The organism is Bradyrhizobium sp. TM102 (genome assembly GCF_009176685.1).
Lineage (GTDB): Bacteria > Pseudomonadota > Alphaproteobacteria > Rhizobiales > Xanthobacteraceae > Bradyrhizobium > Bradyrhizobium ottawaense.
Window position 1 is genome coordinate 2,111,306 of the sequence record NZ_AP021855.1, and the last position, 26,062, is coordinate 2,137,367.

Annotated in this window: 15 protein-coding genes; 4 read left to right on the plus strand and 11 right to left on the minus strand. The window is 64.4% G+C overall.

The window, feature by feature from the left end; translation table 11 throughout:
- Position 1: 1 nt before the first annotated feature.
- From treZ to GDN70_RS09985, 5 genes are read right to left on the minus strand one after another with little or no spacing between them, the layout of a single operon-like run.
- The gene (gene treZ, locus GDN70_RS09965; RefSeq protein WP_152102457.1) at positions 2-1,753 is read right to left on the minus strand and encodes a malto-oligosyltrehalose trehalohydrolase; all 1,752 of its coding nucleotides are present in this window, start codon (positions 1,751-1,753) and stop codon (positions 2-4) included.
- Complete coding sequence (gene glgX / locus GDN70_RS09970) at positions 1,750-3,828, minus strand: glycogen debranching protein GlgX (protein WP_152102458.1); 2,079 nt, start codon at positions 3,826-3,828, stop codon at positions 1,750-1,752. Before glgX ends, treZ begins: the two co-directional genes overlap by 4 nt.
- 3 nt (positions 3,829-3,831) lie before the next feature.
- The gene (glgB, locus tag GDN70_RS09975) at positions 3,832-5,979 is read right to left on the minus strand and encodes a 1,4-alpha-glucan branching protein GlgB (protein WP_028145676.1); all 2,148 of its coding nucleotides are present in this window, start codon (positions 5,977-5,979) and stop codon (positions 3,832-3,834) included.
- Entirely contained in the window at positions 5,972-9,265 is a 3,294-nt protein-coding gene (gene treS, locus GDN70_RS09980) for a maltose alpha-D-glucosyltransferase (RefSeq protein ID WP_152102459.1), read from the minus strand. The genes glgB and treS overlap by 8 nt, the downstream gene beginning before the upstream one ends.
- A gap of 11 nt (positions 9,266-9,276) precedes the next feature.
- Entirely contained in the window at positions 9,277-11,223 is a 1,947-nt protein-coding gene (locus tag GDN70_RS09985) for a maltotransferase domain-containing protein (RefSeq protein ID WP_152102460.1), read from the minus strand.
- Between the two features lie 204 nt (positions 11,224-11,427).
- Here GDN70_RS09985 and malQ point away from each other — a divergent pair, with 204 nt between their 5' ends.
- Entirely contained in the window at positions 11,428-13,389 is a 1,962-nt protein-coding gene (gene malQ, locus GDN70_RS09990; RefSeq protein WP_038950969.1) for a 4-alpha-glucanotransferase, read from the plus strand.
- A 45-nt stretch (positions 13,390-13,434) separates the two neighbouring features.
- Positions 13,435-15,237 carry a glycoside hydrolase family 15 protein gene (locus GDN70_RS09995; protein WP_152102461.1) on the plus strand — a complete coding sequence of 601 codons (1,803 nt, stop codon included), beginning with the start codon at positions 13,435-13,437 and terminating at the stop codon, positions 15,235-15,237.
- Between the two features lie 84 nt (positions 15,238-15,321).
- Here the strand turns inward: GDN70_RS09995 and GDN70_RS10000 are convergent, their stop codons facing one another.
- From GDN70_RS10000 to GDN70_RS10025, 6 genes are read right to left on the minus strand one after another with little or no spacing between them, the layout of a single operon-like run.
- The gene (locus GDN70_RS10000; RefSeq protein ID WP_028145671.1) at positions 15,322-16,134 is read right to left on the minus strand and encodes a Cof-type HAD-IIB family hydrolase; all 813 of its coding nucleotides are present in this window, start codon (positions 16,132-16,134) and stop codon (positions 15,322-15,324) included.
- Positions 16,135-16,159: 25 nt separating this feature from the next.
- A complete protein-coding gene (locus GDN70_RS10005) occupies positions 16,160-16,690 on the minus strand; it encodes a gluconokinase (RefSeq protein WP_038970791.1) in 531 nt (176 codons plus the stop codon).
- On the minus strand, positions 16,677-17,426 hold the full coding sequence (gene pgl, locus GDN70_RS10010) for a 6-phosphogluconolactonase (protein ID WP_038950966.1): 750 nt from the start codon (positions 17,424-17,426) through the stop codon (positions 16,677-16,679). The genes GDN70_RS10005 and pgl overlap by 14 nt, the downstream gene beginning before the upstream one ends.
- On the minus strand, positions 17,426-18,937 hold the full coding sequence (gene zwf, locus GDN70_RS10015) for a glucose-6-phosphate dehydrogenase (protein WP_028145668.1): 1,512 nt from the start codon (positions 18,935-18,937) through the stop codon (positions 17,426-17,428). Before zwf ends, pgl begins: the two co-directional genes overlap by 1 nt.
- Before the next feature lie 37 nt (positions 18,938-18,974).
- The gene (gnd, locus tag GDN70_RS10020; protein WP_028145667.1) at positions 18,975-19,973 is read right to left on the minus strand and encodes a phosphogluconate dehydrogenase (NAD(+)-dependent, decarboxylating); all 999 of its coding nucleotides are present in this window, start codon (positions 19,971-19,973) and stop codon (positions 18,975-18,977) included.
- A gap of 13 nt (positions 19,974-19,986) precedes the next feature.
- The gene (locus GDN70_RS10025; RefSeq protein ID WP_038950965.1) at positions 19,987-22,836 is read right to left on the minus strand and encodes a bifunctional transaldolase/phosoglucose isomerase; all 2,850 of its coding nucleotides are present in this window, start codon (positions 22,834-22,836) and stop codon (positions 19,987-19,989) included.
- A 304-nt stretch (positions 22,837-23,140) separates the two neighbouring features.
- On the opposite strand from GDN70_RS10025, the gene GDN70_RS10030 reads away from it, so the two are divergent.
- Both GDN70_RS10030 and GDN70_RS10035 read left to right on the plus strand, forming a co-directional pair.
- The gene (locus tag GDN70_RS10030) at positions 23,141-23,806 is read left to right on the plus strand and encodes an STM3941 family protein (protein WP_028145665.1); all 666 of its coding nucleotides are present in this window, start codon (positions 23,141-23,143) and stop codon (positions 23,804-23,806) included.
- Positions 23,807-24,103: 297 nt separating this feature from the next.
- On the plus strand, positions 24,104-26,047 hold the full coding sequence (locus GDN70_RS10035; RefSeq protein WP_028145664.1) for a PrkA family serine protein kinase: 1,944 nt from the start codon (positions 24,104-24,106) through the stop codon (positions 26,045-26,047).
- Positions 26,048-26,062: the final 15 nt, after the last annotated feature.

Sequence of the window (26,062 nt, forward strand, 5' to 3'; positions counted from 1 at the left end):
CCTAACCTCCGAGGCGCCAGATCACCGACCAGGGCGGAAGCCGGTCGCCGGTCTCGCCGCCCCAGATCGGCGTACCCGCGCTGACATTGGAGACGATCTCGTGGTCCGACAAGTTGGCGGTCAGGCGCAGCACCGTGCCGTCGCCCATGCGCCAATGCGCGGTGAGCAGGCCGCTGTCGGCCGCCTCGGCTTCGCCGAAACTCGCGCCCCTCAGCCGCGGCATGATCTCCTTGCGGCGAAGCGCGAGCAGCTCCCGGACCAGCGCGAGCCGCGCGTCCTGCTGCGGGGTGCGGCCGGTCCAGTCGAGCACGGCCGATTGCAGCGTTGCCGGATCGAGCGGGTCGGGCACCTCGTCGCCGTACTTCTCGTAAGCCCAGGCATATTCCTGCTTACGCCCCTTGCGGACGGCATCGGCGAGTTCGCCGTGGAAATCGCAGAAGAACGGAAAAGGCGCCGTGGAGCCCCATTCCTCACCCTGAAACAGCATCGGCACCATCGGCGCGAGCAGTGTCACTGCAAGCGCCGCTTCGATCTGCTGCGATGATGCCAGGCTCTCGAGCCGGTCGCCGAGCGGACGATTGCCGATCTGGTCGTGGTTTTGCAGGAAATTGACGAAGGTCGCCGGCGGCAGCTTGCCGCTCGGCTCGCCGCGCGGCTTCTTGCCCCAGAACTCCGAAACCTCGCCCTGGTAGACGAAGCCGGAGGCCAGCGCGCGGGCGAGATCGAGCCGTGGCGTTTGATAATCCGCGTAGTATCCGGCGAGCTCGCCGGTCAGCATCACGTGCCAGACGTGGTGATAATCGTCGTTCCACTGTCCCCGATATTTGCCATTCGGCGGCTCCTGCGCCGCGTCGAGCAGGCTGGCGCGATTGTCGCCGTTCTCCAGCACGAGATGGATGCGCCGCCCCGTGGCCTTGGCAAGCTCGCCGGCGGCGACGCTGAGGTCCTGCAGCATCGACTGCTCGCCGGGGATTGCCATGATGTGATTGGCGGCATCCAGCCTCAGGCCGTCGAAACGGTAGTCGCTGAGCCAGGACAGCGCGTTCTCGACCGCGAATGCGCGCACCTGCGGCACGCGATAGTCGATCGCACTGCCCCAGGGCGTGTGAGCATCGGTGAAGAAGGTCGGAGCATAGCGGCCGAGATAATTCCCCTCGGGCCCGAAATGATTGTAGACGACGTCGAGGAATACCATCAGCCCGCGCAGATGCGCTTCGTCGATCAGCGTCTTCAGGTCTTCGGGCCGGCCATAGGCGCTGTCGGGCGCGTACCACAGCACGCCGTCATAGCCCCAGCCGCGGCGCCCGGCGAAATCGGCCAGCGGCATCAATTCCAGCGCGGTGATGCCCGTTGCGACAAGATGATCGAGCTTGTCGATCATGGCGCGGTAAGTGCCTTGGGAGGTGAAGGTGCCGACATGGGTCTCGATCAGCACGGTCTCTTCCCAGGGCCGGCCGCGCCAATCGCGCGCACGCCACGAAAAGGCGTCGTGATCGATCACCTCGCTCGGGCCGAACACATCCTCGGGCTGAAAGGCCGAGGCGGGATCGGGTACCTCGATCTCGTCGTCGATCCTGAACTTGTAGGGACTGCCGGCGGTGAGGCCGGAAATATCCGCCACGTACCAGCCATCCTGCCGGCGCTGCATCGCGTGTCTTCGGTCGAGCAGGAGGTCGACACGGCGAGCGCCAGGCGCCCACAGGCGGAACGACACGCCGTCCTTTGTCGGCCTCGCCCCGAAGGATGGCCTCATAGCGCCCCCGCGAAGGCGAGTACGGAGCGCGGCGGCGCCTTGCTATCGCTCCCGGGCGGGAACTCGACCGTATTCAGCTTGGCATCGGTCGTGTTCAAGATCTGCTGCCAGCTCTTGTATTCGGGCATTTTGGGCAATTTGAATGCGATCTCTTCGGGGGCGGCGTTCAGTACGATAAAGATCGCGGCCCCACCCGGTTCCATCGGGCCCATCACATAGGAGAGGAATCTCCCCTCCGGGAATTTCCAGTCGTTCTCCGTCATCTCGTCACCCGCAGGTGTCAGCCACAATGCGCCGTACGACACGCCGTCTGCGGGGCGGCCGTCGAGCCAGCGATGGCTGCGAAGTTGCGAGAACCGGCGGCGGATGTCGGCGAGATGGCCGACGAAATCGACCATGTCGTCGCCCTCTTTGCCGAGATTGTCCCAGCCGACCCAGCCGATCTCGTTGTCCTGGCAATAGGCGTTGTTGTTGCCGGATTGCGAGTTGCCGACCTCGTCGCCGGCGAGGATCAGCGGAACACCCTGCGCCAGCATCAGACAGGCCAGCACGTTCTTGCGAAGCTGGCGGCGCAGGGCGATGATATCAGGATCGTCGGTCGGACCCTCGACACCGCAATTGTTGCTGTGGTTGTCGTTGGAGCCGTCGCGGTTGTCCTCGCCGTTGGCCTCGTTGTGCTTCTCGTTGTAGCTGAAGAGGTCGGCGAGCGTGAAGCCGTCGTGGACGGTGATGTGATTGATGCTGGCGCGCGGCCGCCGTCCGTCATGGTTGAACAGGTCGGAGGATGCCGTCATCCGGCTGGAGATGTCGCCGATCAGGCTGCCTTCGCCGCTCCAGTAGCGGCGCATGGCGCTGCGATAGCGATCATTCCATTCCGACCATTGCGAGGGGAATGCGCCGACCTGGTAACCGCCGAGGCCAAGGTCCCAGGGTTCGGCGACGAGCTTGACCGTCGCGAGCACCGGATCCTGCCGGATCGCGGTCAGGAACGAGATGCCGCGATCATAACCGTTCGGTCCGCGCGCGAGCGTGGTGGCGAGGTCGAAGCGGAAGCCGTCGACGTGGCAGACCTCGACCCAGTAGCGCAAGGAATCCATCACCATCTGCAGCACGCGCGGATGGGTGAGATTGACCGACGAGCCGCAACCGGTGAAGTCGTCGTAATAGCGCGGGTTCTCGCGGTTGAGCCAGTAATAGGAGGCGTTGTCGATGCCGCGGTAGCACAGCGTCGGACCAAGATGGTTGCCTTCGGCGGTGTGGTTGTAGACGACGTCGAGCATCACCTCGATGCCGGCATCGTGCAGGCGCGCCACCGTGGTGCGGAAGGAGTCGAGCGCGTTGTCCTGGGCGTAGCGCAGCTCCGGCGCGAAGAACGAGAGCGAGTTGTAGCCCCAGTAATTGGCGAGCTTCTTCTCCACCAGGATGCGGTCGTCGACGAAGCTGTGCACCGGCAGCAGCTCGACCGTGGTGACGCCGAGCTTCTTCAGGTGCTCGATCATCGCCGGCGAAGACAGCCCGCCATAGGTGCCCCGCAGGTTCGGTGGCACGTCGTCGCGCTTCTGGGTCAAACCCTTGACGTGAGCCTCGTAGATGACGGTGTCTTCCCATGGGATGTTGGGACGGATCTCGCGGCGGCCCCAGTTGAAGGTCTCGTCGACCACGACGGCCTTGGGCATGCCGCGGGCATTGTCGCGCCGGTCGAAGGAGAGATCCTCGCGCGCGCTTCCGGTGCGGTAGGCAAAATGCGCATCGCTCCAGACCAGGCGTCCCGCGAGCCGCTTGGCATAGGGATCGAGCAGCAGCTTGTTCGCGTTGAAGCGGTGGCCGTGCTCGGGCTCGTAGGGGCCGTGCACGCGATAGCCGTAGAGCTGGCCGGGCGAGACGTCGTTGAGATAGCCGTGCCAGACATCCTCGGTTCTTTCAGGCAGCTCGATGCGTTCGAGCTCGCGGCGGCCTTGCGCGTCGAACAGGCAGAGTTCCACCCTCTGTGCGTTCGCGGAGAACAGCGCGAAATTGGTGCCGCGTCCGTCCCAGCTTGCGCCGAGGCGTGCAGGCGATCCAGCAGTCAGGCGCATGTGTCAGCTTTCCGGAACGAGGAAGATCGCGGCGAGCGGCGGAATGGTGAGGCGGAGCTCGGGCGCCTTGCCTTCAACGGCATGAACCTCGCCGATGTTCCCGACATTGCTGCCGCCATAATGGGCGGAGTCCGAATTGAACACTTCCTTCCATTTGCCGGCAAAGGGCACGCGAACGCGATAGTTGCGATAGACATTGGGAGAGAAGTTGATGATGACGAGACACCGCGCCTGCTCGTCGAATCCCTTGCGCAGCCAGGCGAACACGTTGCGGTTGGCATCATCCGTGATCAGCCATTCGAAGCCGGCCTGGTCGCAGTCCATCTGGTGCAGCGCCGGCACCGCGCGGTAGAGCCGGTTGAGGTCGCGGATCAGTGACTGGATGCCGGAATGATACTTGTATTCGAGCAGGTGCCAGTCGAGCGACTGGTCGTGATTCCATTCGCGGCTCTGGGCGATTTCCGCGCCCATGAACAACAGCTTCTTGCCGGGATGGCCGAACATGAAACTGTAATAGGCGCGCAAATTCGCAAAGCGCTGCCACTCGTCGCCGGGCATGCGGCCGAGGATCGAGCGCTTGCCGTGCACGACCTCGTCATGCGAGAGCGGCAGGATGAAGTTTTCCGAGAAGGCGTAGTGCAGGCCGAACAGGATGTCGCCGTGATGGTGCTTGCGATGGATCGGATCCTTGCTGATGTAGTTCAGCGTGTCGTGCATCCAGCCCATGTTCCACTTGTAGCCGAAGCCGAGCCCGCCGAATTCGACCGGGCGTGAGACCTGCGGCCAGGCCGTGGATTCCTCGGCCGCCGTGGTCGCCTGCGGGAAGCGCGCGAATACTTCCGTGTTGAAGCGGCGCAGGAAGTTGATCGCCTCGATGTTTTCGCGGCCGCCATATTGGTTCGGGATCCAGGCGCCGGGCGGCCGGCTGTAGTCGAGATAGAGCATGGACGCGACGGCATCGACGCGTAAGCCGTCAATGGCATAACGCTCCATCCAGAACAGCGCGTTCGACACCAGGAAGTTCGTCACTTCGGTGCGGCCGTAATTATAGATCAAGGTGCCCCAGTCGAGATGGCGGCCCTGGAGCGGGTTGGCGTGCTCGTAGAGCGCGGTGCCGTCGAAGCTGCCGAGCCCGTGGGGATCGTCGGGGAAGTGACCGGGCACCCAATCGAGCAGCACGCCGACGCCTTCGCGGTGGCAGGCATCGACGAGGGCAGCAAAATCCTCCGGCGTGCCGAAGCGGCTGGTCGGCGCATAGAGGCCGGTCGGCTGATAGCCCCAGGAGCCATCGAAGGGATGCTCGCTCACGGGCAGGAATTCGAGATGGGTGAAGCCCATGTCGCGGGCATAGGCCGGCAACTGTTCGGCCAGCTCGCGATAGGTCAGCCATTCATCGCCGTTCTTGCGACGCCACGAGCCGAGATGGACCTCGTAGATCGACATCGGCGCCGACAGCGCGTTGATGCCGTCAGGCGCCGGGCGCGGACGCGCCAGATCCGCCTCGTCGAACACGATGGAGGCCGTCTTCGGCCGGACTTCGCTGGCAAAGGCCATCGGGTCTGATTTCAGCGGAAGCAGATGGCCGTGCGGCCCGATGATCTCGAACTTGTAGTGATCGCCGGCTTTGGCATGCGGAATGAACAATTCCCAATACCCGGCGCCGCGCACCCGCATCGGATGGCGACGTCCGTCCCAGAAATTGAAATCGCCGACCACGGAAACGCGGCGTGCGTTCGGCGCCAGCACCACGAAGCCGATGCCGTCGATGCCCTCGAGCCGCATCGGATGCGCCCCGAGCTTGTCGTAAAGGCGCTGATCGGTGCCTTCGCCCAGCAAATAGAGGTCGAAATCGGTCAGGATCGGCGGAAAGCGGTAGGCGTCCTCGAACTCGACGACGTTGCCGCCGAATTTTGCGCGCAGCTGATAGTGCTTCGAGCCATTGGGCAGGGCCCCGATGAACAGGCCGGAATCGTGCACGCGGTCGAGCGGAGCGACTTCGCCACGCTCGCCGACTGCCTCGACATTTGAGGCCTCGGGGAGAAAGGCGCGCACCACGCTTTTACCGCCCTCGGGATGCAGCCCGAGATAGTGGAAGGGGTCGGAGTGGCGGCCCTCGATGATCGCATAGGCCTCGGCAGGCAGTTTAGGCATGGGCTTCGCTCCCGGCACTGGACAGAATGCGAAGCAGTCCGGTCAGCGGCGCATGGAGCCCCTCAGGCCGGTTGGACAGCTCGTACTCTACTTCATCGAAGGCTTGATCAAGCAGGAAAAACCTTAACAGGCCTTCTGCGGATTGCCGATCCTCCGGCCACAGCCGTCGATCGGTCACGGCCTCGCGATAGGCGGACAGGAAGGTTGCGGCGGTTCGCTCGCGCCATTCGTCGAGCGCGGCGGTGATCCGGCCCTGCTCGTCGGAGGCACCCGTGAGTGCGCGGCTCAGCGCCGCGTTAACCGAAAGATCGATCGAGCGGATCAGGCCGGCGACGTCGCGCGCGGCAGGCAGCTTGCGCCGCTTGTCGGCCAGCGGCACACGGGGATTGCCGTCAAAGTCGATGATGAAGATATCGTCCTTCACGATCAGAGTCTGCCCGAGGCGGAAGTCGCCATGATGACGGATGTTCAGCCCGCCGATCCCGGAAGGCAATAGCGCATTCAGGGTGGCGGGCAGGGACGCGCGCACGGCGGCGAGCTGGTCGATCAGCGGCCGGTCCGCCTCCCGCAGGCCGTCGCGGCTGTCGGCCAGCCGTTCGAAAATCCGCTCGGCCCGCGCCTTGAGGTCGGACACGAGGCGTTTGACGTGCGCAGAGCCGATCGGCTCCGGGGCGAGATCGTCCGGCTTTGCCGCCGCCAGGGCAACATGCAACTCGCCGAGCCGCCGGCCGATCTGCGCGATGAAGTGCAGATAAGGCGCTTGCTCCTGGGTCTCGCGCGGCGCTTCGCCTGCCGACAACACGCGTTGCTCGTCGATATAGCGATCGAGATAACCCGTGGTCACGGTCCAGCCGTCACCCTGGTTCTCGACATAGGCATGGAGCACGCCGAGCGTGCTGCGCTGATCGCCTTCGACCAGCTCGACGCTGCCGAGCAACGCCGGCGTATTGGCAAAGCGCGCGACCTCGGTGAGATAATGGCCGATCTCGATCTCGGGATTGATGCCACTTTCGAGCTGGCGGTAGAGCTTGGCGACGTACTGGTTGTCGACCAGCGCGGTGCTGTTCGATTGCTCGATCGCGCGGATGCGTTCGGGCTCCTTGATGGTGTAATCGGCGAATCGGCTGGTCGCCTTGAACTCCAGCCGCAGATTGTTCTCTTCCACCACCAGGTTCTGCGACAGGTTGCGCAGGAACAGGCCGATGAAGATCTGATCGGTCGCCACGTCGAGCAGCGTGCCCTCGCGCGCGCCCTGGCGCACGGCGGCGAGCGCCTTCGGGTTGAACCGCTCGCGGTCGAAGCGCACCCACTCGATCTGCATCGGCAGCACGTAACGCGGTGCAGCGTCCTGGTCCGGCCTCTCAAAGAACGCGATCCAGGGCCTGTTGTCGCCGATGTCGCAGAACGGCACCGCCGAGGTCAGCGCGGTCTTGATGTGCTTGGGATTGTGCTCGGGATACCACCGCGTCCGCGACAAGAATCCCGGCAGCACGTCGCGCTCGAACACGCCGCGCTCGCGGGCGAGCGACACCCAGTTCGAGTTCACCGGCACCACCAGCGTCTCGAACTCTGGCACCGCGCGCGGCGTCACCGGCTCGGACTTGTCACGCTCCTGGAGCTGGAACCAGTAGAAGCCGTAGGGCCCCAGCGTGATCATGTAGGGCAGTTCGCCGATCGCCGGAAAACGCGTCCGTCCCAGCATCTCCTGCGGGATGCGGTCCTTCCAAGGCGACAGGTCGAGCTCGGTCGCTTGCGCTGCGCGCGACAAATTGGCGACGCAGAGGATCACCTCGTCGCGGTATTGGCGGACATAGGCGAGCACGGCGCGATTGGCCGGGCGGATGAAGGTCATGGTGCCGCGGCCGAAAGCGAGCGTCGACTTGCGCACCGAGATCAGCCGCTTGGTGGCGCTGAGCAACGACGACAGGCTGCGCGACTGCGCCTCCACATTCACCGATTCGTAGCCGTAGACGGGATCCATGATCAGCGGCGCGTAGAGGCGGGCCGGGTCGCAGCGTGAGAAGCCGCCGTTGCGGTCAGGGCTCCACTGCATCGGCGTGCGGACGCCGTTGCGGTCGCCGAGATAGATGTTGTCGCCCATCCCGATCTCGTCGCCGTAATAGATGATCGGCGTGCCGGGGAAGGACAGCAGCAGCGAGTTCATCAGCTCGATCTTGCGCCGGTCATTGTCCATCAGCGGCGCAAGGCGCCTGCGGATGCCGACATTGATGCGGGCACGGGGATCGTTGGCGTAGGTGGTCCAGAGATAATCGCGCTCGACGTCGGTGACCATCTCCAGCGTCAGCTCGTCATGGTTGCGCAGGAACAGCGCCCATTGGCAGCTTGCCGGAATGTCCGGCGTCTGGCGCAGAATGTCGGTGATCGGAAAGCGGTCCTCCTGCGCGATCGCCATGTAGATGCGCGGCATCAGCGGGAAGTGGTAGGCCATGTGGCACTCGTCGCCGCGGCCGAAATATTCCTGCACGTCCTCCGGCCATTGATTGGCCTCCGCGAGCAGCAGCTTGCCCTTGGAGTAGGAATCCAGCTCGTGGCGCAGGCGCTTGATGATCGCATGCGTCTCGGGGAGGTTCTCGTTGTTGGTGCCGTCGCGTTCGCACAGATAGGGAATGGCGTCGAGCCGGAAGCCGTCGACGCCGGCGTCCAGCCAGCGCTTCATCACCTGGATGAGCGCGCTGACCACGCGCGGATTGTCGAAATTGAGATCGGGCTGGTGCGAGAAGAAGCGGTGCCAGTAGAACGCGCCGGCCTCGTGATCCCAGGTCCAGTTCGACTTTTCGGTGTCGGTGAAGATGATGCGCGTGCCCTGGTATTTCTGGTCGGTGTCGCTCCAGACATACCAGTTGCGGGCGCTGGAGCCGGGATGGCTGCGGCGCGCGCGCTTGAACCATTTGTGCTGGTCCGAGGTGTGGTTGACGACGAGTTCGGTGATGACGCGCAGGCCGCGCTTCTGCGCTTCCTGGATGAAACGCTTGAAGTCCTTCATCGTCCCGAAATCGGGATTGACCGAGCCGTAGTCGGCGATGTCGTAGCCGTCGTCGCGGCCGGGCGAGGGGTAGAACGGCAAAAGCCACAGCGCGGTGACGCCGAGCTCCTGCAGATAGGGCAGCTTCTCGGTCAGGCCGGCGAAATCGCCGATCCCGTCATTGTTGCTGTCGGCGAAGGCCTTGACGTGGAGCTGATAGATAATGGCGTCCTTGTACCAGAGCTCATCCACGATCTCAGCAGCCTCAAGCTTCTTGGTGTCGACGGAAGACAGAACATTCATGGCGTGGCCCCTTACGCCAGGCAGCGGAACAAGAGCGCCGGATCGCGGTCGGGATCGATACGCAACCTGATCCCGCCCCATTCGATGCGGGACTGTTCGCCGGTGAGAAGGTTTTCGAGTGTCGTCACATGGTGCCGCTGCCCGCCGGCGTCAACGGTGACGTCGCCGAGCGGCAGCCAGCACTCGCGCAAATGGCCCGAAAGCGCGATCACGATGACGACGGTGTTGGCCGGCTCGGCCGCCTCTTTGACGAAGGCGATCGTCTCGCCGTCCTCAATGCCGAGAAACCGCAAATTTGCCGTTTGCTGGAGCGCGGCATTGTCGTTGCGGATGCGGTTGAGACCGGCAATGTAGGACTTGATGTTGCCGGGCCGGTCCCAGTCGCGTTGCCGGAGCTGGTATTTCTCGGAATCCAGATATTCCTCGCGGCCGGGCATCGCCTCGTGTTCCAGCAGCTCGAAGCCGCTGTAAACGCCGTAGCTGCCCGACAATGTCGCCGCCAGCGCAACGCGCGACTTGAACGCCCAGGCCTCTCCGCCCTGGAGATGATAGGGCAGCAGGTCGGGCGTGTTGACGAACAGGTTCGGGCGATAGAAGTCGCGCTCGGGATAGCGCGTCAGCTCGCCGAGATATTGCTCCAGCTCCCACTTTGTCGTGCGCCAGGGGAAGTAGGTGAAGGACTGCGCAAAGCCGAGCTTGGCGAGGCCTTTCATCAGCTTCGGCCGGGCAAACGTCTTGGAGAACAGGATCACCTCGGGATGCCGGCGGCGGATGTCGCGGATCAGCCAGTCCCAGAATGCAAGCGGCGCGGTGTCGTGGTTGTCGATGGCGAAGATGGTGACGCCTTGGTCGATCCAGAACAGCATGGCATCGCGAAACCCGTTCCACAGCCCGGCCCTGTCGACGGAGTCGAAATCGGGGATCACGATGTCCGAATAGGGTCCATCCGCGGTCCGCACCGAGCGGTCCGGCCGCCATTTGAACCATTCCGGATGCAGCGTCAGCCAGGGATGGTCGGGCGAGCATTGCACGGCGAAATCGAGCGCGAGCTCGAGACCGTATTCCAGGCAGGTCGCAACCAGCGCGCGGAAATCCTCGATGGTGCCGAGATCGGGATGCAGCGCATCGTGGCCGCCCTCGGCGGCTCCGATCGCGTAGGGCGAGCCGGGCTCGCCGTCGGTTGCCACCGGCGCATTGTTGCGGCCCTTGCGACGGCTGCGGCCGATCGGCTGGATCGGCGTCAAATAGAGCACGTCAAAACCCATCGCGGCGATATCGGGCACGCGGGCGATGCAGTCGCGCAGCGTCCCGTGCTGGCCGGCGACCTGGCTCTGGCTGCGCGGCATCATCTGATACCAGGCGCCGAAGCGCGCCTTGTCGCGGTCGACGGTCAGCGGGAAAGGCTGCGAGCGGGTCAGGTCTGGCCGGGACTGGCTCTCTGCCATGGCATTGCCGAGCTCGGCCGCAAGCAGCGAGGCGACGTCGCCGGTCTGAAGATAATCCTCGCACTGTCTGACGATGACCGCCGCCGCGTCCTGTCGCGCGCCATGCGCCTTGGTCAGGAGCCCGGCCCCCTCGATCGCATCGAGGCTGACATCGGCACCCATTCGCTGCTTGCGCGCGACTCCGTGCGACCAGGTGGCGAACTCGTCGGTCCAGGCCTCGATCGCGTAGACATGTTGGCCGGGCTCAACGGGTGTGAATCCGCCGGACCAGCGGTCATTGCCCCGATGGTCCATCGGCTCGCGCTTCCAGTCGCGGTCCTGCTCGCGGCGCCAGATCAGCGCGGCCCCGACCACGGCATCGCCATCGCGGTAGACATCGGCCCACACCTCCATGCGCTCACCCGCGATCCGCTTCACCGCGAAGCGGCCGGCGTCGATTGCGGGATAGACGTCCTCGATCAGGAAAGCGCTGCCGGCTGCGGCACTTTCGACAGTTTGAATTGTCTTGTTCACGGTGATGCCATTGACAAGAAAGCAGGAGCCCGTTTCCCTTGTCGGGAACCTACGCTTGGTACCTATATAGAAAGCCGGTTGTGTGTCATTAGTTCCCTCGGGAACGGGTAGCGCGGTCCGCGAGTTAGGGCTGACTAACGTCTTCCACCGTCTCGTTAAAATCGATGCCCCCGGCAAAAGGGTGGCCTGCAAGCTGCGTGCCGAATGGATCTTTTAGCTCAAGCCCGGATCAAGGGCGTTCAATCCGAATTCATCGACGCCCTCGGAAAGCTGCGGGTCACCGATCCCGTGGCCCTCAAATCCATTCTCGATGCCCTGCCGGAGAAGCGGGTTTACCGCTTCGTCAGCGGGCCGGTCGTGGTCCGCGCCTTGGGGCATCCGCGCACCGAATTGGCGACGATCGGCGCGCCGCCGCTGAAGTGGAAATTGGCCACAAAGGGGGAGGTGACCGCCGAGGGCGAGACGCGCGAGCCCGTGATCGCCTGGCCTGCCGGCCTGCCGCTCGGCTATCACCGGTTGACACTGACCGATGCCGAAGGTGTGACGGAAGAGGTGCCGATGATCGTGGCGCCCGAGCGCGCCTTCGGCGGCGATTTCGATCGCGGCTGGCTGCTTGCCGTGCAGCTCTACAGCGTCCGTTCGGACCGCAATTGGGGCATCGGCGATTTCACCGATCTCGCCGATCTCGTCCGGCTCGCAAAGCAGCTGGGGGCTGACGGTGTCGGACTCAATCCGTTGCATGTCCTGTTCGACGACCACCCGGCCGATTGCAGTCCCTACTCGCCGAATAGCCGGCTGTTCCTCAATCCGCTCTATATCGACGTCGAAGCCATTCCCGAATTCTCCGCAGACCTCGTGCCCGACGCGGCCGCGACCGCGGCCCGTCTGCGCCAAGGCGATCGCGTCCCCTATGCCGACATGGCGGCGTTGAAATGGCTGGGCCTGCGCGCCGCCTTTGACAGCTTCGTGACGACGGCAAGCGCGGCGCGCCGCAAGGCGTTCGACGCCTTCCGCGCCGCCCGCGCGCCGCTATTGTCCCGCTTCGCCTGCTTCGAGGTGCTGCGCCATCGTTTCACCGCGCCATGGTGGGAATGGCCGGTTGAATGGCAGCAACCGGACGAGGCGAAATGCGCCAGCTTGCGCAATGGGCCTGACAAGCGCGAGGTCGAGTTCGTCGAATTCGTGCAATGGACCGCAGATAGCCAGCTGCATGCTGCCAAGGAGCTTGCCAGCCAGCTCGGCATGCGCGTCGGGCTCTATCTCGACGTCGCCGTCGGCGTGCAGTCCAACGGCTTCGATGCCTGGAACGAGCAGATGGCGATCTCCCGTCATCTCGCCGTCGGCGCGCCGCCCGACGTGCTCAACACCATCGGCCAGGACTGGGGCCTTGCCGGCTTCAACGCCGGCGGCCTGGAAGCGCAATCCTTCGTGCCGTTCGCCGACATGCTGGCGGCCTCGATGCGCCATGCCGGCGCGATCAGGCTTGATCACGTGCTGGGCCTGAAGCGGCTTTATCTCGTGCCCCGCGGCTTCAAGCCGGATAACGGCGCCTATGTGCAGATGCCGTTCGAGGCGCTGCTTGGCGCCGTGGCGCGCGAGAGCGCGGCCCACAAATGCATCGTGATCGGCGAGGACCTCGGCACCGTGCCGGAAGGTTTTCGCGAGACCATGCAGGATTTCGGCATCTGGTCCTATCTCGTCATGATGTTCGAGCGCGACGATGCCGGCCATTTCCGCAATGTCGACCATTACCGGCCCAACGCGCTGGTCACGCTGAACACGCATGACCTGTCGACCTATGCCGGCTGGCGCTCCTTCGGCGACCTGAAGATGAAGCGCTCGCTCGGGCTCGATCCCGGCGAGAACGACCAGGCGCGCTGGGATGCGCTCGGCAGGCTCGACGAGATCCTGCGCCAGAACGGCATTCGTGCCAACGACCTCTATTCGGTGCTCGCCTTCCTGTCGCGCACGCCGTCGCGGCTGCTCGCGGTCTCCATGGAGGATCTGCTCGGCGTGATCGACCAGCCCAACATTCCCGGCACGATCGACGAACATCCGAACTGGCGCCAGCGCCTTCCTGTCGCGCTCGACAAGATCGCCGCGAAGGTCGATCTCACGGCCTTGCGAGCAGCGACGCGGGAACGTTCGTTGAATGGCGGGAGTTGACGGCGTAAGGGCTTCCGAGGGGCTGTTTTCAAGGCTCGCACGACGTTGTCTCAGAGGATCGAGGACTATGCGCTGATCGGTGATTGCGAGACCGCGGCGCTGGTCGGGCGCAACGGCTCGATCGACTGGCTGTGCTGGCCCGCCTTCGATTCCGATGCCTGCTTTGCCGCCATCCTCGGCAGCGATAAGAACGGCCGCTGGCTGGTTACGCCGGCCGAGGACGTCACCAGCATCTCACGCCGCTATCTCGGCAACACTCTCATCCTCGAAACGCGTTTCGAGACGAAGAGCGGCACCGTCGCGCTGATCGATTTCATGCCGCCGCGCGGCAAGGCGTCCGACATCGTGCGGCTGGTCCGCGGCGTCAGCGGCGCGGTGAAGATGCGGATGGAGCTCGTCATCCGCTTCGGCTTCGGCATCGATATCCCCTGGGTGCGGCGGATCGACCATTCGCTGATGGCCATCGCCAGCCAGGATATGACCGTGCTGCGCACGCCTGTCGAGATTCGCGGCGAGGATCTGACCACGGTTGCCGATTTCGAGGTGAAGGCCGGCGAGACGGTACCCTTCGTGCTGACCTACGGCCCCTCGCATCTGGAGCCGCCCGCGCCGATCGATCCGGAGATCGCGCTTCAGGACACCGAAAAGTTTTGGAAGGATTGGTGCGGCCATTGCACCCGCGACGGCGACTATCAAGACCTCGTCATGCGCTCGCTGATCACGCTGAAGGCGCTGACCTTCGCGCCGACCGGCGGCATCGTCGCGGCACCCACCACCTCGCTGCCGGAAAAGCTCGGGGGCAGCAGGAACTGGGACTATCGCTTCTGCTGGCTGCGCGATGCCACCTTCACGCTGCTGGCGCTGATGAACTCGGGATACACCGAGGAAGCCCTGGCTTGGCACAATTGGCTGCTGCGCGCGGCGGCCGGCTCGCCGGCGAACATGCAGATCATGTACGGCATCTGGGGCCAGCGGAGGCTCTTGGAATGGGAGGCGGGCTGGCTCGAGGGCTATGAGGGCGCCAAGCCGGTGCGCGTCGGCAATGCCGCACATGCGCAGCTCCAGCTCGACGTCTATGGCGAATTGATCGACGCCTTCCACCAGTCGCGCATGGCCAAGCTCAAGCTGGACGACGAAACGACATGGGCGCTGGAATGTGCCGTGCTCAATCATCTGGCCGAAGTCTGGGACCGGCCCGATCACGGCATCTGGGAGCGGCGCGGCCAGCCCAGGCACTACGTCTTCTCCAAGGTGATGACCTGGGTCGCCTTCGACCGCGGCATCAAGAGCGCCGAGACCTTCGGCTTCAAGGCGCCGCTGCTGCACTGGCGTACGTTGCGCGAGGCCATTCATCGCGACGTCTGCAACCGGGGGTTCGACGTGGAGGAAAATGCCTTCGTCGAATCCTACGGCTCGAAATTGCTCGATGCCAGCGTGCTGCTGCTGCCGGCCGTGGGCTTTTTGCCGCCGTCGGACCCGCGCATCCGTGGCACCATCGCCGCGGTCGAGACATGTCTGGTGCGCGACGGCTTCGTGCTGCGGCACGATCCGCGCGAGCTGCCTGCAGGGCAGCCGCCGCTCGAAGGCGCGTTCCTGGCCTGCAGCCTGTGGCTCGCCGATGCCCATGTGCTCGCCGGCGATCTCGACAAGGCGCAGATCTTGCTCGATCGCGTGGCCGGCATCGCGAACGACGTCGGGCTGCTGGCCGAGGAATACGATTCAGTCGCCCGGCGCCAGACCGGCAATTTCCCGCAGGCGCTGACCCACATCGCGCTGATCAACACCGCGCACAATCTGTCGGCGGCAAGGCAACAGTGCGACAAGCCGGCGGTGCAGCGGTCGAAGTAGTAGCGCTCTCTCCGTTCTCTCCCCCACAAGAGGGGAGGGAACGCACCGCAGTGGAGGAGCCTGTCGAGGCTCTTCACATCAAGCTCAGCCCACCCCATTCCACTTCAAGATCATCTCCATCGCCTCGGCAAAGCCATCCTGCTCGTTGCTCGCAGTGACGTGCGTCGCTTGGTCCTTGACGTAGTCGGTGGCGTTGCCCATGGCGATCGAGATGCCGCTGACGGCGAACATCGCAAGGTCGTTCTGCATGTCGCCGATGGTGGCGACGGCGCCGGTCGCAATGCCCAGGCGCCTGGCCATCGCCTCCACGAATGTGCCCTTGTTGAAGCCCGGCGGGGTGATGTCGAGATAATAGGTCTGCGAGCGCACCGCGGTGGCCTCGCTGCCGAGCGCCTCCTGCATCGCCTTCTCGCAAGCCTCGAGGCCGGCGGCGTCGGCGCTGGCGCCGACGATCTTGCAGGCGCTCGACAGGTAAGGCGAAAAGTCCGTCACGATGGTGGGATCGGAGCGGATCGTATGCTGCTCGTGCGCGACGTATTTACCGCTGGGGTTGTCGATCAGCCACTTGTCGGTGGTGAACAGCCAGATGTCGGCGCCGAATTCGCGGAGGATCTGCAAGGACCGCTCGGCCGCACTGGCCGGGATCAGGTGCTGTTCGACCGGCCGCATCTCGGGATCGACGATCGAGGAGCCGTTGAAGGGGCCGACCGGCAGCCAGAGCGCCAGCGGCTCGATCAGGAAGCGCATGCCGATGGCGGGACGGCTGGAGGTGATGGTGAAGCCGATGCCGGCCTTGTGCAGCCGCTGCACCGCACCCCTCGCGCGTTCCGTCAGCGTCTTGTCCTTGGTCAGCAGCGTGCCGTCGACGTCGGAGACCACGAGGGAGATTTGCGTCATGACAGAACCTTCAGGTTTCCAAATCTCAGCGCTTCGCCCCGCCCAGCTTCAGCTGCCGTACGATCCCGTCCACGATCGCTTCGACGGTTTCGTCGATCGAGACGGTGATGACGTGCTCGCCCGCCTCCGGCGGCTCCAGCGTGTCGAACTGGCTCGTCAGTAGCCCAGGCGGCATGAAATGACCCCTGCGCTGCGCGAGCCGTTCGGCGATCAGCTCCTTGGTGCCCTTCAGGAACACGAAGCGGACGTCGTCGCGTCCACGCAGCAGCACGTCACGATAGGTGTGCTTCAGCGCCGAGCAGGCGATGATGATATGCCCGCCCTCGTCGCACACCCGTGCGATCTCGTCTGCGATGGCGTTGAGCCAGGGCCAGCGGTCCTCGTCGGTGAGGGGATGGCCGGCCCGCATCTTCTCGACGTTGCTGGCGGGATGAAAGCTGTCACCGTCCTCGAAGCGCCAGCCGAGCCGCTCGCCGAGCGCTTCCGCAACCGTGCTCTTGCCCGAACCCGACACGCCCATCACGATCAATGCACAAGGTGCTTCAACGCCCGCCACGAATGTCCTCCGGAAGCGCGGCCCTGTCGACCAGCCAGACGGTCTCACCATTCGAGCGCGCGCGTAAGGCCGGCAGAGTCTCGCCATTGACGATGCGCGTCAAGATCGGCTGCTTGTCATGCCCGGCAATCTCGAACAGCATTTCGCGGCAGGACGCCAAAGCGGGCAAAGTGAGCGAGACCCGCGGCACGAAAGGCGCGACATTGGCCTTGGGCACCCCGACGACCCAGCGTTCGGTCTCCTCGATTTCGGGGAAGCCCGGGAAGAGCGAGGCGGTGTGGCCGTCGGGGCCGGCGCCCATCAGCACCAGGTCGAACAGCGGCCGCGCCGGATCGAGACTTTCAGAACCGTAGAAGGCCTGCAGCTCGCGCGCATAGGCCTCAGCGCTTCGGTCTGGATTGTCGGCCGTGGTCGGGATCGGGTGGATATGGCCGGAAGGCGCATTGCGGTCGAGAAAGGTCGCGCGCGCGACCGCCATGTTGTTGAGCGGATCGCTGTCGGGCACGAAGCGTTCGTCGCCGATGAACCAGTGCACGCGGTCCCACGGGATCTTGCCCCGCCAGGGGTCGCTGCCGAGCAATTGATAGAGCTTCTTCGGGCTGGAGCCGCCGGTGAGGCAGATCGCGATGCGGGAGGGGTTGGCCGTGATCCGCGCCATCACCCGTTCGGCCGCGGCCTGCGCCAGCGCCCCGGCGTCGGCCGCGACGATCAGCTCCGGCGGTCCGGCCGCCGCCATCACGAAAATTTCCGCCAGCTTCGTCCGTCGCGCCGCAGCAGCTCGTCGGCGCAGGCCGGGCCGTCGCTGCCGGCTTCGTAGGTCTCGATGCCGTTGGTGCCCGCGCTTTTCCAGGCGTCCAGGAACGGCTGCACCGCCTGCCATCCGGCCTCGATGCCGTCGGCGCGCTGGAACAGGATGTTGTCGCCGATCATGCAGTCGTAGATCAGCGTCTCGTAGCCGGTCGAGGGATCGGCCCGAAAATAATCGCCATAGCGGAATTTCATCTCGACGCCGTCGATGGTGACGCTCGGTCCGGGGATCTTGGCGTTGAACTGCAGCTCGATGGTCTCGGTCGGTGCGATGCCGATGGTGAGAAAATTCTGCGACAGGCGATCGACTGTCGTGCCTGAGAACATCGACAGCGGCGCCTGCTTGAACTTGATCGCGACCTCGGTGCGCTTGTGGCCCAGCGCCTTGCCGGTGCGTAAATAGAAGGGCACGCCGGCCCAGCGCCAATTGTCGATCATAAGCTTCAGCGCAACGAAGGTTTCGGTGCTGCTCCCGGGCTTGACGTCCTGGGTCTTGCGGTAGTCCGGGATCTCGTCATCGCCGACGCGGCCTGCGAGATATTGCGCGCGGACCGAGTTCTTCAGCGCATCCTCCCGGCTCGGCTGCTGGATCGACGTGAGCACCTCGGCCTTCTCGGAGCGCACGGAATGGGCGTCGAAGCGCGCCGGCGGCTCCATCGCCACCAGCGACATCAGCTGGAACAGATGGTTCGGCACCATGTCGCGCAGCGCCCCGGTGGCATCGTAGAAGCCGCCGCGGTGGCCGACGCCGAGCTTCTCCTCCACCGTGATCTGGATGTGGTCGATGTGGTTGCGATTCCAGATCGGCTCGAACATGCCGTTGGCAAAGCGCAGCACCAGGATGTTCTGCACGGTCTCCTTGCCGAGATAATGATCGATCCGGTAGATCTGGTGCTCGTCCATGATCTTCAGCAACTCGGCGTTCAGCGCCTTGGCCGAGGCGAGGTCGGTCCCGAACGGCTTTTCGATCACCAGCCGCCGCCAGGCGCCGTTCTCCTTCGTCATGCCGGTGCGGCCGAGCTCGCGCGCCGTCGGTGCGAACGCAGTGGGCGGCGTCGCCAGATAGAACAGTCGGTTGCCGCCGGTTTCCTGCGCGCATTCCAGCGAATCCAGGTGCTCGCGCAGGCGATCGAACGACGGCGGGTCCTTCGGATCGGCCTCGACGAAGGTCACGCATTCCAGCAGCTTCTTTGCGATGTCGTCGTCCACGGGACGGGTCGCGAACTGGCGCAGTCCCTTCAACAGGCTGTTGCGCAGTTCGTCATCCGACTGCCCCCTGCGGGCCACGCCGACGACGCAGAACTTTTCCGGCAACAGATGCTCGGCCGCCAGATTGTAGAGCGACGGCATCACCAGCCGATGAGTGAGGTCGCCGGTCACGCCAAAGATGACGAAGGCGCAATTTTCCGGCTTGCGCTTTACTTGCGGGTCTTTTGTCACGAATTGTCGGCCTTCGCTTGGTACGCTTACTGAGCTCTTATTTGGACTTCGCGGCGCCCGGCTGCTTCGGCTCCTTGTGGCCGCCAAAACCTGCGCGCATCGCGGAGAGAATTTTTTCGGCGAAGGTGTGTTCCTGGCGGGAACGGAAACGTGTGTAGAGCGCCGCGGTCAAAACTTCGGCCGGCACGGCCTCGTCGATCGCCGCATTCACGGTCCAGCGTCCTTCGCCGGAATCTTCCACGAAGCCGGAATATTCCGTCAGCTGCGGACTGTCGGCGAGGGCCGTCGAGGTGAGGTCGAGCAGCCAGGACGGGATTACGCTGCCGCGCCGCCACACTTCGGCGATGTCGGCGAGATCGAAATCGTAGCGGTGATCCGCCGGGAGAGCCTCGATATTGGCGTTCTTGAGGATGTCGAAACCTTCGGCATAGGCCTGCATCAGGCCGTATTCGATGCCGTTGTGGATCATCTTGACGAAATGGCCGGCGCCGACCGGGCCGGCATGGATGTAGCCCTGCTCGATGCGGGGATCGCGGCCCTCGCGTCCTTCCGTGCGTGGAATGTCGCCGGCGCCGGGCGCCAGCGCGGCGAAGATCGGATCGAGCCGGTCGACCACCTGCTTCTCGCCGCCGATCATCATGCAATAGCCGCGGTCGAGGCCCCAGACGCCGCCCGACGTGCCGACGTCGACATAGTGGATGCCGCGTTCCTTCAGCGCCTTGCCGCGGCGGACATCGTCCTGCCAGAAGGTGTTGCCGCCATCGATGATGACGTCGCCCGCCTGCATCACGCCCGCGATGGTCTCGATCGTGGTCTGGGTGATGTGCCCCGCAGGCAGCATCACCCAGGCCGTGCGCGGCCGCTCGAGCTTCGAGATGAAGTCTTCGAGCGTCGAGGAGCCGACCGCACCGTCCGCGGCAAGGCCCGCGACGGCCTTGGCGTCCTTGTCATAGACCACGGTCGAATGTCCCTGGCGCATCAGGCGGCGAACGATGTTGCCGCCCATCCGGCCGAGGCCGATCATGCCGAGTTGCATCTGCAATATTCCCTTAGTTCAGCGCGTCGTTGAGCGCCGCATTGAGTGCCGCGAGACCCTTCTTGAGCCCGCCCTTGAGGTGGACGCGCAGCGCGCGCCGGCCGCGTTCGGTGAGCACGTCGAAATCGCCGCGTGCCTGCGCCGCCTTGATCACGCCGAAGCTCGCCTTCTGGCCGGGTACCGCCAGGTCCTTGGCATCATCAGCGGTGATCTGGAGGAACACGCCGCTGTCGGGTCCGCCCTTGTAGGCCTGCCCCGTGGAGTGCAGGAAGCGCGGTCCGAACTCGGCACAGGTTGCGACCTGCCGCTTCTCACGGACTTCGAGCCGCATGGCCTGGAGCGCGTCGATGGTCAGCTTGTCCCGCGCGACATAGCCGAGCAGGGCGACGTAATCGCCGTCGCCGGAGCGCGACAGATGCGCCTTCAGCCACGAGGTGAGGTCGCCGTTGGCGCCGGCGGCGCGCAGCGCGGTGGCGTTGGCCTCGTCGGTGTAGAGATCGGCCTCATCGGTGCTGACCACCGGCTGCTCTTCCGGCAACGCGCCGGTCTTCTCGAACGACGCGGTAAGCTCGCGGGTCTTGATCTTGGCGGCTTCCACGTCCGGCTGGTCGAACGGGTTGATGCCGAGGACCGAGCCCGCCACAGCGGTCGCCATCTCGAAGCGGAAGAACTCCTGGCCGAGATGGTCGATCGACTTCATCACGATGCGCACCACGGGATGGCCGGCCGCCTCGATCGCGGCAAGCTTGGAGTCGTGGGCGGCGTCCGCTTCGCCTTCGACGCGGATGTCGATGAAGAACCGGTCGTTGCCGTAGACGGAAGGGTCGCCCAGCGGCTCGCCCTCGATCGGGATCAGGCCCTTGCCCTCCTTGCCGGTCGATTCCGCGATGAGCTGCTCGGCCCAAGCTCCGAAATCGGCGATCTTCTTCGACGACAGGATCGTCACCTTGTCGCGGCCTTCGAGGCCGGCGAGGCCGATGGCAAGGCCAAGCTGCACGCCCGGGTTTTCGCTCGGCGGCACGTCCGGTCCGCAGGAGCGCGCCATGGCGAGCGCGTGCTTGACGAAGGTCTTGACGTCGATGCCGGCGGTCGCCGCCGGCACGAGGCCGAACGGCGACAGCACGGAATAGCGTCCGCCGATCGAGGGCTCGCCATGGAAGATGCGGGCGTAGTTCAGCTTCTTGGCGGCCTTCTCCAGCGATGAGCCGGGATCGGTCACCGCGATGAAGCGGAAGCCCGTCTTCGCCTTCGGGCCGAGCGCTTGCGCAACGCGCTCATGGAAATAGTCCTTCATCGCGTTCGGCTCGGTGGTGCCGCCCGACTTGCTGGAGACGATGAACACGGTGTTGGCGATGTCGATCCGGGCCTCCATCGCCCGCACCTGCGCCGGATCGGTGGAATCCAGCACGTGCAATTTTGGGAAGCCGGGCTTTTTCCCGAAAGTCTCGGCCAGCACCTCCGGCCCGAGGCTCGATCCGCCCATGCCGAGCACGACGGCGTCGGAGAACTTTTGCCCCTTCACGCGGCCGGCATAGTCCTCGTAATCGGCGACGTCGGCCTTGGCGGCGCTGTCGAGCCAGCCGAGCCATTTGTCCTCGTCCGTGCCGGTCCAGACCGACTTGTCGCGCTGCCACAGCCTGCGGATCTTGGCCGATGCACGCCATTCCTCCGTGCTCTTGGCCATCGCCTTGCCGAGCCCGTCGCCGAGCGAGAGAGACTGGCGGTCGAGCGCGGGCCCAAGCACCGTGGCGCGCTTGTGGGCGACGGCGCCGTAGAGCTTGTCGGCGGCGTCCGCGAACAGCTTGACGCCGTCCTTGACGAGCTCTTCGGTGATGGCGTCGAGCGAGACGCCGGAGCGCTCCAGCTCTTCCAGCACTCGGTAGGCGTCCTCGACGTTCTCTTCCAGGCTGTCGCGCGGCTTGCCATGGTCGCGGAACGCATCCAGCGTTGCCGGCGGCACGGTGTTGATGGTGTCGGGGCCGATCAATTCTTCGACATAGAGGACGTCGCTGTAATCCTTGTTCTTGGTGCCGGTGGAGGCCCACAGCATCCGCTGCGGTTTGGCGCCCTTGGCGGCGAGCTTGTCCCAGCGGGGACCCGAGAACAGGCGCTTGTAGTCCCGGTAGGCGACCTTGGCGTTGGCGATCGCGACCTTGCCCTTGAGCGCGGCGAGCCGCTCCTTCTCGGACGGATCGTTGGCGCGGGCGATCTTGTCGTCGAGCTGCTTGTCGACCACGGAGTCGATACGGCTGACGAAGAAGCTGGCCACGCTCGCGACATGCGAGGGATCGCCGCCGCCTGCGACGTATTTTTCGAGGCCGGCGATGTAGGCTTCGGCCACCTGGAGGTAGACCGCCTTGGAGAACAGCAGCGTGATGTTGATGCTGATGCCGTCGCCGATCAGCTGCTCGATCGCCGGCAGGCCCTCCGGCGTCGCCGGCACCTTCACCATCAGGTTCTTGCGGCCAACGTCCTTCCAGAGCCGGCGCGCCTCAGTGACCGTGCCTGATGTGTCCATGGCGAGATAGGGCGAGACCTCCAGGCTGACATAGCCGTCACCGCCCTTGAGGCGGTCATAGACCGGGCGCAGCACGTCGGCCGCGTTCTGGATGTCTTCGATCGCGACGGCCTCGAACAGGTCGGCCACGGTCCGGTCGCCGCGCTTCAGCGCTTTGCCGATCGGGGCGTCATATTCGTCCGAGCTGCCGATCGCCTTCTCGAAGATCGAGGGGTTGGAGGTGACGCCCTTGACGCCGTCGGTCTCGATCAGCCGCTTCAGGTCGCCCTTGGCGATGAAGCCGCGGGCCAGGAAGTCCAGCCAGACGGCTTGTCCGTGCTTTTCCAGTTCTTTGACGGGATTCATGATGCTTATTGATCTCCAAGCCTGCGGGCGAGGGGTTTCCGCGCCGGTCCTGACGCGCTATCCTCTAGCTTACATGCTCCCGGGAGGGAACCAATCAAGGGTACAGGCGTCATACCCTCCAGTGTAACTCCGTCGCGATCATGGCGATCCGGGCGGCAGTAGCGGTTGTTGCGTAATAAGTCGTTGGCCGAAGGTTCGGCCGGGTCTCCTTGCGTAACGCCGGCCGCTTCGTCGTCAGCCAGTGGCTGCGTGGAGTGCCATCAGCGGATTCCGGTCCGTCTGGTGCATCGTGGTTCGGCCGCGAATGGCCATGCTGGGGAAGAGCATGCACGCCCATCCTGAAGGTCTGGCGTTTGCTGTCGCCGACAGCCAGCAATCTGCCATGACCATCGACGCATCCCGCGATCTCGAAATCAGGCGATGCGCGACGCAGTTGCGGCTGCTGGTTGCAGCGGGGTTTGCGATGACCCTGCTCAGCGCGAGCCTCGCTTTCGACTTGTGGGACGGTTTGGGCGACTACGACACGACGCTCGGCTATGCCGGCGTCGTGCTGTTCGGCCTGGTGACCTGCCGGCTGATCTGGATGCTGCCCGCCGAACGGGGGGCGGTCGTGGTCGTCACCCCCTACGGCATCCGCGATCTGCGCATCGGCAATGAATTTCTGCCGTGGGATTCGATTGCAGAGATTTCGGCTGAGGAAAGCCGCGGCCACAAGATGATCGTGCTGACGCCGACGCCGGCTTTGCAGCAGCAGCTCTGCGGCATCCGCGATCTGGCCCGTTGCGCGCGAAACGATCGCATCGTCATCCTGTCGGACGGCCTGGCGACCGATTTTGATACATTGCTGCGCGCCTGCCGCGACTGTCACGCTGCCAGCACTCCGCGCGCCGCATTGCAGCAGGAAGATGAACGCGGCACCCAAGGTGGTAACCAAGGCGGCGCTCAAGGCTTCGCCGTACAAGCGTCATAAGATCGCCGCTCGCCGATCGCTATGCTGCAACGCCGGATGGTCTCATCCCCGGTAACGCCCGGATGTTGCGACCGAGTGACATTTTGTGGAAATGAGCCAATATAGACAGAGATTCGCACAAAATACGGGCAGGTGCCTGTTCGTAACTCAACGAGTGCCTACGTTGTGCGTTGCGTCGTGTCTGCACCCGGGTGTCCAATGATCGTCATGTGCTCACGCTGATTCGAAACGGCCTGAGGAACGGTCCGGCAACTGCTTTCGTTTCAGCTTGTAGCGGAACTCACGCGGAGAGGGATCATGTACAACGATTCTCTATTCAACGCTTTCGCTAAGTCGTTCGAGGCGAGAAGCCAACACGACATGTCGATGGCGGAATATCTGGAATCGTGTCGAAGCGATCCCATGAAATACGCGAACGCGGCCGAGCGACTGCTAGCGGCGATCGGTGACCCCCAGACGATTGACACGGCCAAGGATACCCGCCTTGGCCGTATTTTTTTGAACCGTACGATCCGTACCTATCCGGCCTTCGCCGGCTTCTACGGCATGGAAGAAACCATCGAGCGCATCGTCGGTTTCTTCCGCCATGCGGCGCAAGGTCTCGAAGAGCGCAAGCAGATCCTCTATCTGCTCGGCCCGGTCGGCGGCGGCAAATCCTCGCTCGCCGAGCGGCTGAAGTCGCTGATGGAAGTGCATCCGATCTACGTGCTCAAGGCCGGCGATGAACTCTCGCCCGTGTTCGAGAGCCCCCTCAGCCTGTTCGATCCCGATCAGCTCGGCCCGATGCTGGAAGAGAAATACGGCATTCCGCGCCGTCGTCTCACCGGCCTGATGAGCCCGTGGTGCTACAAGCGGCTGGAAGCCTTCGGCGGCGATATCTCCCAGTTTCGTGTCGCAAAAATCCAGCCGTCGCGGCTGCGCCAGATTGCGATCTCCAAGACCGAGCCCGGTGACGAGAACAACCAGGACATCTCCTCGCTGGTCGGCAAGGTCGATATCCGCAAGCTCGAGACCTACGCGCAGAACGACCCCGACGCCTACAGCTATTCCGGCGGCCTCAATCGCGCCAACCAGGGCGTGCTCGAGTTCGTCGAGATGTTCAAGGCGCCGATCAAGATGCTGCACCCGCTGCTGACTGCGACGCAGGAAGGCAACTATATCGGCACCGAAAACATCGGCGCGATCCCGTTCACCGGCGTCATCCTCGCGCATTCCAACGAGGCCGAGTGGTCGAGCTTCAAGGCCAACAAGAACAACGAGGCCTTCATCGACCGCATCTGCGTCATCAAGGTGCCGTACTGCCTGCGCGTCACCGAGGAGCAGAAGATCTACGAGAAGCTGATCCAGGGCTCCGAGCTCGCGTCGGCGCCTTGCGCGCCTTCGACGCTGGAGACGCTGGCGCGGTTCTCGGTGATGTCGCGCCTTCGCAAGCACGAGAACTCCACCCTGTTCGGCAAGATGCGGGTCTATGACGGCGAGAGCCTGAAGGAATCCGATCCGAAGGCGCGCAGCGTCCAGGAATACCGCGACGCCGCCGGCGTCGACGAGGGCATGGACGGCGTCTCCACCCGCTTTGCCTTCAAGATCCTGGCCGCGACCTTCAACCACGATCCGCAGGAGGTCGCCGCCGACGCCGTGCATCTGATGTACGCGCTGGAGCAGTCGATCCGCCGCGAGCAGCTGCCGGAGGAGGTCGAGAAGCGTTATCTCGAATTCATCAAGGCGGATCTGGCGCCGCGCTACGCCGAGTTCATCGGCAACGAGATTCAGAAGGCCTACCTGGAATCCTACTCGGATTACGGCCAGAATCTGTTCGACCGCTACGTCGACTATGCCGACGCCTGGATCGAGGACCAGGACTTCAAGGATCCCGACACCGGCCAGCTGCTCGATCGCGAGCTTTTGAACCAGGAGCTGACCAAAATCGAGAAGCCGGCGGGCATCGCCAACCCCAAGGACTTCCGCAACGAGGTCGTCAAATTCTCGTTACGGTCGCGAGCCCAGCACGGTGGCAAAAATCCGACCTGGACCTCCTACGAGAAGATTCGCGACGTGATCGAAAAGAGGATATTCTCGCAAGTCGAGGACCTGCTTCCGGTCATCTCTTTCGGATCGAAGAAGGACGGCGAGACGGAGAAGAAGCACGGCGAGTTCGTCGCACGCATGGTGGAGCGTGGCTACACCGAGCGTCAGGTTCGCCGGCTCGTCGAATGGTACATGCGTGTGAAGCAGGCCGGTTGAGGCGGATGGTAAAGT

Excerpts from the sequence above, each read along its gene's own strand:
- glgX (WP_152102458.1), bottom strand. The coding sequence starts at position 3,828 with ATGCGCCTGACTGCTGGATCGCCTGCACGCCTCGGCGCAAGCTGGGAC.
- GDN70_RS10035 (WP_028145664.1), top strand. The coding sequence starts at position 24,104 with ATGTACAACGATTCTCTATTCAACGCTTTCGCTAAGTCGTTCGAGGCG.
- gnd (WP_028145667.1), bottom strand. The coding sequence starts at position 19,973 with ATGCAACTCGGCATGATCGGCCTCGGCCGGATGGGCGGCAACATCGTT.
- GDN70_RS10030 (WP_028145665.1), top strand. The coding sequence starts at position 23,141 with ATGGCCATGCTGGGGAAGAGCATGCACGCCCATCCTGAAGGTCTGGCG.
- GDN70_RS10025 (WP_038950965.1), bottom strand. The coding sequence starts at position 22,836 with ATGAATCCCGTCAAAGAACTGGAAAAGCACGGACAAGCCGTCTGGCTG.
- glgB (WP_028145676.1), bottom strand. The coding sequence starts at position 5,979 with ATGCCTAAACTGCCTGCCGAGGCCTATGCGATCATCGAGGGCCGCCAC.
- GDN70_RS10000 (WP_028145671.1), bottom strand. The coding sequence starts at position 16,134 with ATGACGCAAATCTCCCTCGTGGTCTCCGACGTCGACGGCACGCTGCTG.
- pgl (WP_038950966.1), bottom strand. The coding sequence starts at position 17,426 with ATGGCGGCGGCCGGACCGCCGGAGCTGATCGTCGCGGCCGACGCCGGG.
- treS (WP_152102459.1), bottom strand. The coding sequence starts at position 9,265 with ATGAATGTTCTGTCTTCCGTCGACACCAAGAAGCTTGAGGCTGCTGAG.
- malQ (WP_038950969.1), top strand. The coding sequence starts at position 11,428 with ATGGATCTTTTAGCTCAAGCCCGGATCAAGGGCGTTCAATCCGAATTC.
- treZ (WP_152102457.1), bottom strand. The coding sequence starts at position 1,753 with ATGAGGCCATCCTTCGGGGCGAGGCCGACAAAGGACGGCGTGTCGTTC.